This window comes from uncultured Gimesia sp. (assembly GCF_937919775.1).
Lineage (GTDB): Bacteria > Planctomycetota > Planctomycetia > Planctomycetales > Planctomycetaceae > Gimesia.
In genome coordinates, this window is sequence record NZ_CALFPF010000408.1 from 1 (window position 1) to 7,375 (window position 7,375).

General features: G+C 49.5%; 5 protein-coding genes. 2 read left to right on the forward strand and 3 right to left on the reverse strand.

Annotation, left to right across the window (positions count from 1 at the left end; all coding sequences use genetic code 11):
- Nucleotides 1-310: 310 nt before the first annotated feature.
- Entirely contained in the window at nt 311-874 is a 564-nt protein-coding gene (locus tag Q0294_RS11150; RefSeq protein WP_299464873.1) for a DinB family protein, read from the forward strand.
- Nucleotides 875-888: 14 nt separating this feature from the next.
- On the opposite strand, the gene lexA is transcribed toward Q0294_RS11150, so the two are convergent.
- The 3 genes from lexA to Q0294_RS11165 form a co-directional block, all read right to left on the reverse strand.
- Nucleotides 889-1,497: a transcriptional repressor LexA gene (lexA, locus tag Q0294_RS11155; RefSeq protein ID WP_299464874.1), complete on the reverse strand. Its 609-nt coding sequence runs from the start codon at nt 1,495-1,497 to the stop codon at nt 889-891.
- Nucleotides 1,498-1,787: 290 nt separating this feature from the next.
- On the reverse strand, nt 1,788-5,315 hold the full coding sequence (locus Q0294_RS11160) for an acyl-[ACP]--phospholipid O-acyltransferase (RefSeq protein WP_299464875.1): 3,528 nt from the start codon (nt 5,313-5,315) through the stop codon (nt 1,788-1,790).
- A 291-nt stretch (nt 5,316-5,606) separates the two neighbouring features.
- Complete coding sequence (locus Q0294_RS11165; protein ID WP_299464876.1) at nt 5,607-6,482, reverse strand: vWA domain-containing protein; 876 nt, start codon at nt 6,480-6,482, stop codon at nt 5,607-5,609.
- Between the two features lie 390 nt (nt 6,483-6,872).
- On the opposite strand from Q0294_RS11165, the gene Q0294_RS11170 reads away from it, so the two are divergent.
- On the forward strand, nt 6,873-7,375 hold a 503-nt coding region (locus Q0294_RS11170; protein WP_299464877.1), incomplete at its 3' end, for a DCC1-like thiol-disulfide oxidoreductase family protein.

Here is a 7,375-nt window from a genome sequence, read left to right on the forward strand (position 1 = left end):
AGAAACAAACTAAATGAAAAAAACGATTAAAAGTCAATCTATGAAAATAATAACGCCTGATCACGGGGAATAACCGGTCGGGAACAGGAATCTGTGGCAATTTACCCCCGAACCAGCGCATCTGAATATCACTCTATGCAAGGGAAGGCGCGGAATCAATTTCAATATGACAGGAGATCGGATCAGGAATCTCATTCGCTGGAAATCGGGATCAGGGGGCATTTTCAGGGCCGTTTTGACCGAGTCTCATCAAAGTATGTCCGCTCCGTTTTTGTTGAACGCGATCTTATTTGAACGAGGAGAAATCGCTGTGCCAGTCAAGTTAATCTCGCGTCTGCACGAACACCGTCGTTGGGTGAATCAGTCATTGATAGAGTCTGTTCAAATGCTTTCTGAAGCGCAAAGAAATCAGACGTTTCCCATCGGGCAGGGCTCGATCTGGAAGTCGTTACTGCATCTGTATGCTGCTGAGTATGTCTGGCTGGAACGATTACTGGGAGATGAGTCTCCGGTGTTGCCCGGCGATCTGCCTGGAGAATTGTCGGGTAATCAGAAAGGAGCAGGGGGCATTCTCTCTTTTTCAGAGCTGAAACAGAAGTGGGCCAAACAGGAGCAGCGCTGGATTGATTATCTGGAGCAGTTGACGGCTGAAGCATTGGAAGAGCTCGTCAGTAAGCGGAGCACGAGTTCGGGCAAGGGGAGTGTGCAGCGCACGAAACGTGGTGATGTGTTGTTACATGTTTGTACTCACGCACAATATACGACGGCGCAAGTGGTGAATATGTTGCGCCAGGTTGGCGCAACATCCCTCCCGGATACCATGCTGATTACACTGGCGCGCAAACAGATGGCAGAAATTGCTGATCAGGACTAATTCGAACGGGGGGCTCAATCAAATTTTCGCATCACGCCTTTGACGACACCGAGTACTTTGACGTTATTCGAATAAATGGGGGCCATTGTTGAATTGGCGGGCTCCAGTCGAACGCGCGTTTCTTCCTGATAGAAGCGTTTTAAAGTCGTTTCGTGATCGTCAATCAGGGCGACAACAATGTCCCCCTGCTGGCAGGTATCCTGTTTTTTGACGACGACGTAATCTCCGTCCTGGATCTGGGCATCAATCATTGAAGTGCCTTTCACCTTCAGGCAAAAGTTCTCAGAAGAGTGAAAGAGAGAACTGAAGTCAATTTGAGATTGATCCTCTGAGGGAGGCACAAGAGGAAGGCCTGCTTGTAACACTCCCGCCAAGATCAGATTTGCTGGTTTTTGAGAGTTGTCACAAAGTTGAATAGACCTTGAAATATGAGACTGTCTCGTGATCAGCCCCTTCCGTTCCAGTGCTTTTAAATGTCCCATCACGCCATTGGGAGACCGGATTTCAAATGCATCGCCGATTTCTCTAACCGTCGGGCCATACCCGCGGTTGACAATTTTGTCCTTCAGGAACTGATAGATCTCTGATTGCCTCTCTGTCAACTTGACGCTTTTATTTATCATATGCCTGCTTCCTCGCCACTTTCGCTGAAACGGTTGAATTCATCGTGGTTTTCACCACACAATGGCCCGTTCTTACCTGAATAGACTTATTCGGTACCGAAATCTAACATTCTTTTTGAGTTTTTTTTATGTAAACTCTTGAAAGTTCTGGGGATAAAGCGAGTGGGAGCAGGCGCAAAGTGTGCCCGGTTATGAGGGGATTTCCTCATTTTGGGCGCACATTGTCCGAGACACATCGATTTACTCGATCCGAGGGTTCTGGAGACGCTTTCAGCAACCTGGATACAGGCTTAGCTGGTGACTTCCGCCGAAAAGGCTTCACTGGCGAGCTGTTTGATTTTTGCCAGATCCAGTTTCCCGGTTCCCAGCAGCGGAATCGTTTCCACTTCCAGAAAACTGTCGCTGGAAGGAATCCAGAGATTGGGAAGATCCGCTTTGGCGAGTTCTTTCAGAATGGAATCCACAGATCGATGCAGGGGTTTGTGGAGTACGATAATGCGCTCGCCTTTTTTAATATCGGGAACAGAAGTCACAGCAATCTGTACTTCAGGTTCATCCTCATCAGGATCACTGACAATATCGGTAATGAGTTCTTCGATCCGTACGTGGGGCACCATTTCGCCACCAATTTTTGAAAACCGTGTTTGTCGGCCCGTGATGGTAATAAATCCGTCTGCATCAATCGTGGCGAAGTCTCCCGTATTGTACCAGCCATCAATGACGACTTCGGCTGTTTTTTCCGGGTTGTTCAAATAGCCTTTCATGACGTTGGGGCCTTTAATAAACAGCAGTCCTTCCTGTCCTTCAGGCAGATCCAGCATGGTATCCGGATCAACGGTTTTCGCCATGACACACGGGATTGCCCGGCCGACGGTGCCCGGTTTGGAACTGACCTCGGTCGGGTCGAGTTGTCGGCTGGGGGGAATATTCACAGCAGCGACGGGAGAGAGTTCCGTGGTGCCATAACCTTCTGTCGGGAAGATGCCGAATTTTTCCTCGAATTCTTTAGCGAGACTCTGCGGCAGTTTCTCTGCGCCCGTGATTACGATCTCCAGAGTTTTGAACTGCTCGGGAGTGCAGCGTTTTAAATAGTGTCTTAAGAAGGTAGGGGTGGAGGCGAAGAGCGTGACCTTGTATTTCTCCACCATTTTTCCGACGGTGCGCGCATCGGTGGGGTTAAAGTGAAAACAGGCTCCCATATTCCGGATAAAAGGCATCCAGAGCGAAATGGTATATCCGAATGAATGAAAGAACGGCAAAATTCCCAGAATGCAGTCTTTCGACGAGAGGTGCAGTAAATCATCGGCTGAATTGATATTCGAGACGATATTGTGATGAGTCAGCATCACGCCTTTCGGGCGACCGGTTGAACCGGAAGTAAAGATTACCGTACTCAATTCGTCCGGATCAACGTTTTTTAAACCGATGAGTCGTTCGATGATCCATGCGGGAACGAGATACGCCATGCCTAAGCAGATCAGCTTGTCAAACAGGGATGCCTTTAGTTTCACTTCATCCAGAAGTACCACATTGGCATCCATGTCGATGGGTCTTTTTTCCAGAAACTTCTCGCTGGTCAATACCGTTTTGATGCCTGCTTCCTGGATGCAGTAATTGATGTCGCTGTCAGAAAGCGTGTAATTCAAATTGATCGGAACACGGCCGGAAATCGCCAGGCTCGCGTTGACGACACAGCCACCCACAGAAGGGGGGAGCAGAACGCCGACCATTTTTTCTTCGCGTTTTAAAACATATTTGTTGAGTAGCCGTCTAATCAACAGCGCGCCGGTCAGTAATTTTCCGCCGGAAATCTCCACGCCTGTTGAGTCGGCTACTTTTTGTTTGAATGGTCGGCTTTTGCATTTTCTGAGAAACAGTCTTGGTGGAATCATTTGATACGTCTTTCGAAAATCGGCAGCTTCGATGCCCAGGTTTTGAACAACCTTCTGAACGTGTTTTTCATTTTCCGGGTGAAGTATCGGCTGTCCAAAACGAATAGAAACCGGGTATGGCCATCTTCGGGGCCATTTCCAGAAAAACTTGCCGCCGTGAAAACTGAAAATACTCCCCCAGAGTTCGTCGATATAGACGGGAATCACGGGCGCGCCAGTTCCTTTGATAATTTTCATTAAGCCAGACTGAAATGGCTGGAGATATCCGGAGCGGGTCAATCTACCTTCTGCGAAGATACAGACCAGTTCTCCATTTTCGATGGCAGTTCGGGCATCTTTGATGGAACGCATTAAGGCTTTTGGTCCCTCTTCGACATTGATGGGGATCGTATTGTATAACTCTGTCAGCCATCTTACCCACGGGTTCTGCACGTAAGTCGAGAAGGCAATCATTCTGACCGGGCGAGATGAGGTGAGAATCAGGAAGACGCCATCCAGCCAGGAAACATGGTTGGCAACCAGGAGTGCGCCTCCTTTATGAGGCAGGTTTTCGTGTCCGCATACGCGCAATTTATAGATGGTTCGACTGATCATCCAGACGATGGCTCGAATCGTGGCATTGGGAAGCAGTTTGAAGATATAAATGCCGACGGGAATGGTGAGGAGACCCAGCACCATAAAAATCTGGCTGGCAGACATCTGGAGGTATTTTTGCATCACGAAAAATACTCCCGAGGCCACGAGAATAAACGTAAACGCCAGAAAATTGGCTGCTGCCAGAATACTGCCCCGTGTTTCCACGTCGCTGCGGTGCTGGAGAAAGGTTTCCAGGGGGATGTCAAACAATCCGGAACTGACGCCAAGCAGGAAGAGCCAGAGCAGGGATAATAAATAATAGATGTGTGAATTGCTTTCCGGTCCGGGGTCTACACTACTGCCTGTGAAGAAGAGTAGCAGGGACGTGACGACAATCCCGGCTGCCCCGATCGGTACGATTCCCAGCTCAATTCGTCCAGCAGACCAGATTCCCGCGAGGATACTTCCTGCAGCGACTCCCGCTACCAGGATACCCAGCAGGGGGCCGATGTCTTTTTGGGAGAGCCCCAGCTCGCGAATTCCATAAGTATCAACGTTCATCTGCGCCATCGACGCCAGCATCCAGAAAAAGGCGACTCCCAGTGCTGTTCTGAGCAAGGGAGTGCTGCTGGAGAGGAGCTGCATCTGATGCAATGTCTCTTTAGCGGGATTAAACGGAAATGCGCGCTCTGGCGCAGCGGGTGCCAGCTTTCGAATTTTCAGGCTGACCAAAGTACCAAGTGCTGCCACTCCGACCAGCGCTATGGCTGCGATGCTGATGTCGGTGAATGAACCTGGGCGTGTGAGACTTGGTTGTGTGATATGATAGAGATAGTTACCTGCGATAAATCCGAACGCGGAAGAGACGACGGTAATCAGTCCCATCAGACCGTTGCCTTTGGCAAGGCGGTTGTCGCGCAACATTTCGGGTATACAGCCAAATTTCGCCGGCCCGAACAGCGCACTCTGACAGCCCATCAAAGCGACGATAAAAAAGAGCAGATAGAGATTGCCGAGTTGGATGGCCCAGATTCCTAAGGCCATGATGATGATTTCAGCGATTTTACAGGCCACGATCACCGTGCGCTTACTGAAGCGGTCAGCAAGATAACCGGCTACGCTGGCCAGCAGGAGATAAGGCAGGGTAAAGCAGGCCAGGCCCAGTGAAAGCGCCTCTGCATCGCCGATGATTGGTTTTCCGATGGGAATGATAAACCAGCGAAACATATTATCATTCATCGCTCCCAGAAACTGGGTTCCTAACAGTGCCAGGAATGAGGGCGAATTCAATGTTCCTTTGCCGTCCTCGATCATCTGAGTATCTGTTTCTTCGGAGTTGATTGAATTCATTTTTGTAGAGATCCAGATATTACGATGCCACTGTCAGCCAGTCTCAGATTTTATCAGACTTTTGCTGCCTGGTTCGGTTCAGAAAGATAATTGAAAGAGATGCAATGAAATTGCTTCCTTCATTGAAGGCGAAGAATGGTTGAAATTATCACGCGAAAAATGCCGTGATAAAATCTGGGGGCATACTATGCCAAAAAGTATTTCTCTGTAAAGACTTAGATATTAGCTGCCAGTAAGTTTCTGTCAGAGAAAATTAATTGGTGTACGTTTGTGATGTGGGTAGGGGCGGAATCAAGGGATAAAGGTGTAAGTTCCCGAATTTTTTTCTGCGAGTTCGCGAATGAGTTGTTCGCCTTCGCGATTTCCCAGACAGATGCCGTTGACGATGATGGTCTGATTGCGGTGTGTGTTCTCAGCCACTTTGTTGAACGCCCTGACGACGGAGGGATTGAATTGCCCGTCCGTCAGGAAATAAATCGTGTCCGGCTGGAGACGCAGTGCCAGGATCAAGGCTTCCAGCGGTTCAGTCGTTCCAACGCCGGGCACTCTGGCGACCCAGGAAAGAAATTTTTGCTTCGATTGCGGGGTTGCCGGCTGGAGCTGGCGGGCGGGCATCGGAATTGCGAAATCGCTGAAGAAGATCACGAAGAACTGTTGATGTTCATCCATGGCGAGAATCGATTTGGCAAGTTCCAGTTTGACCCGCCCCAGTCTTGTTTTTCCCACGCTTTCATGAGGAAAATTCATGCTTTTTGAGGAATCGACGACATAGACAATTTTCTTGCTCTTGGGTTTCAGGCCGAAAAAATCACCGTTTCCCGTGCCATTTCCCGACCCGGAACTGGCATTGCCGATTGCGGATGAGGTCAATAATGCGCCAACGATGTCAGCAGCATATTTGGTTGTGAGCGACTCTTCCTGCTGAATTATCTGAGGCAGGGGCCCTTCTAAAGACGATGAAAGCAACTGCGTATCAGGGGCGGAACTGCGATCCAGGATCGGCGGCAGTTTTGAAAGTACCGGTGCACTCGATGCGTTTTCCTGTTTTGTTGTGACCGCTGTCAATTGAAGGATCACGGGGGGCGCTGATTCCTGAGGGGGGGCCCAGCGCGTTTGAATCGTATTGGCAGAAGATGAGGGAAGCGTTTCTGCCCGTTGCACGATCATTGCGAATCCACAAATGAGGACCAGGTGAAACAGTGTGGATACACCAAGCCCTCTGTTCCAGTGAGACTGCGGACCAGATTGTGCAGACGGCGTGTGCATGAAACTCTCTTGCGGAAGAAAACGGCGAAGCAAGCCCTGCCAACGGCGCTTCTGTTTTGTCACTTCTTTTATTGTAGCGTGAGAATTCAGGAAACGACAGAAGGAAATGATGCGAGCGAACGCTTGTGTGTCATCCTTCCCGGCTGGTTCCGATATTTGCGGCGATTCCGGTGAAAGCGGTAAAAAACAACTAGAGTTAACTGCTTGTTACGTATACTATTAGGTGCGGCAGGTATTTTGGTGTTTCAACCCGGTTCTCTAAAAGTCTTTTGAGGTTTCGATAGAGCATCCATGAGTGAATCAACGTCCGTTGATCTGACAGCTTCTTCCGAACTGTCTTCAGAGCGTGTTTCTCCGACAGCAGATGCGGGTGAGCCGCGCGTAGCGAGGTCCGGGTTGAATAAGCCAGTCCTGTTTTTTGATGGTGTCTGTGGTTTGTGTAACAGCAGTGTAGATTTTGCGATTGCCCGGGACAGGCAAGCGCGGCTGCTGTATTCCCCGTTACAGGGAGAGACCGCTAAACAACTTTTGCGTGAAGAAGATATTCAAAATATCGATACGGTTATTTTTCGACCTGCGGATGGGAAACGACTTTATCGACGTTCGGCTGCGATCGTCAGACTACTGTGGCTGCTGCCATTTCCCTGGAACCTGTTGGGATGGATGGTGTGGGTGATTCCTTTACCAATCAGGAACCTCGGTTATCGACTCGTCGCAGGCTCGCGATATCGGCTGTTTGGCAAACATGAAACCTGTCGGATGCCGACCCCGGAAGAACGAACTCGTTTTTTACC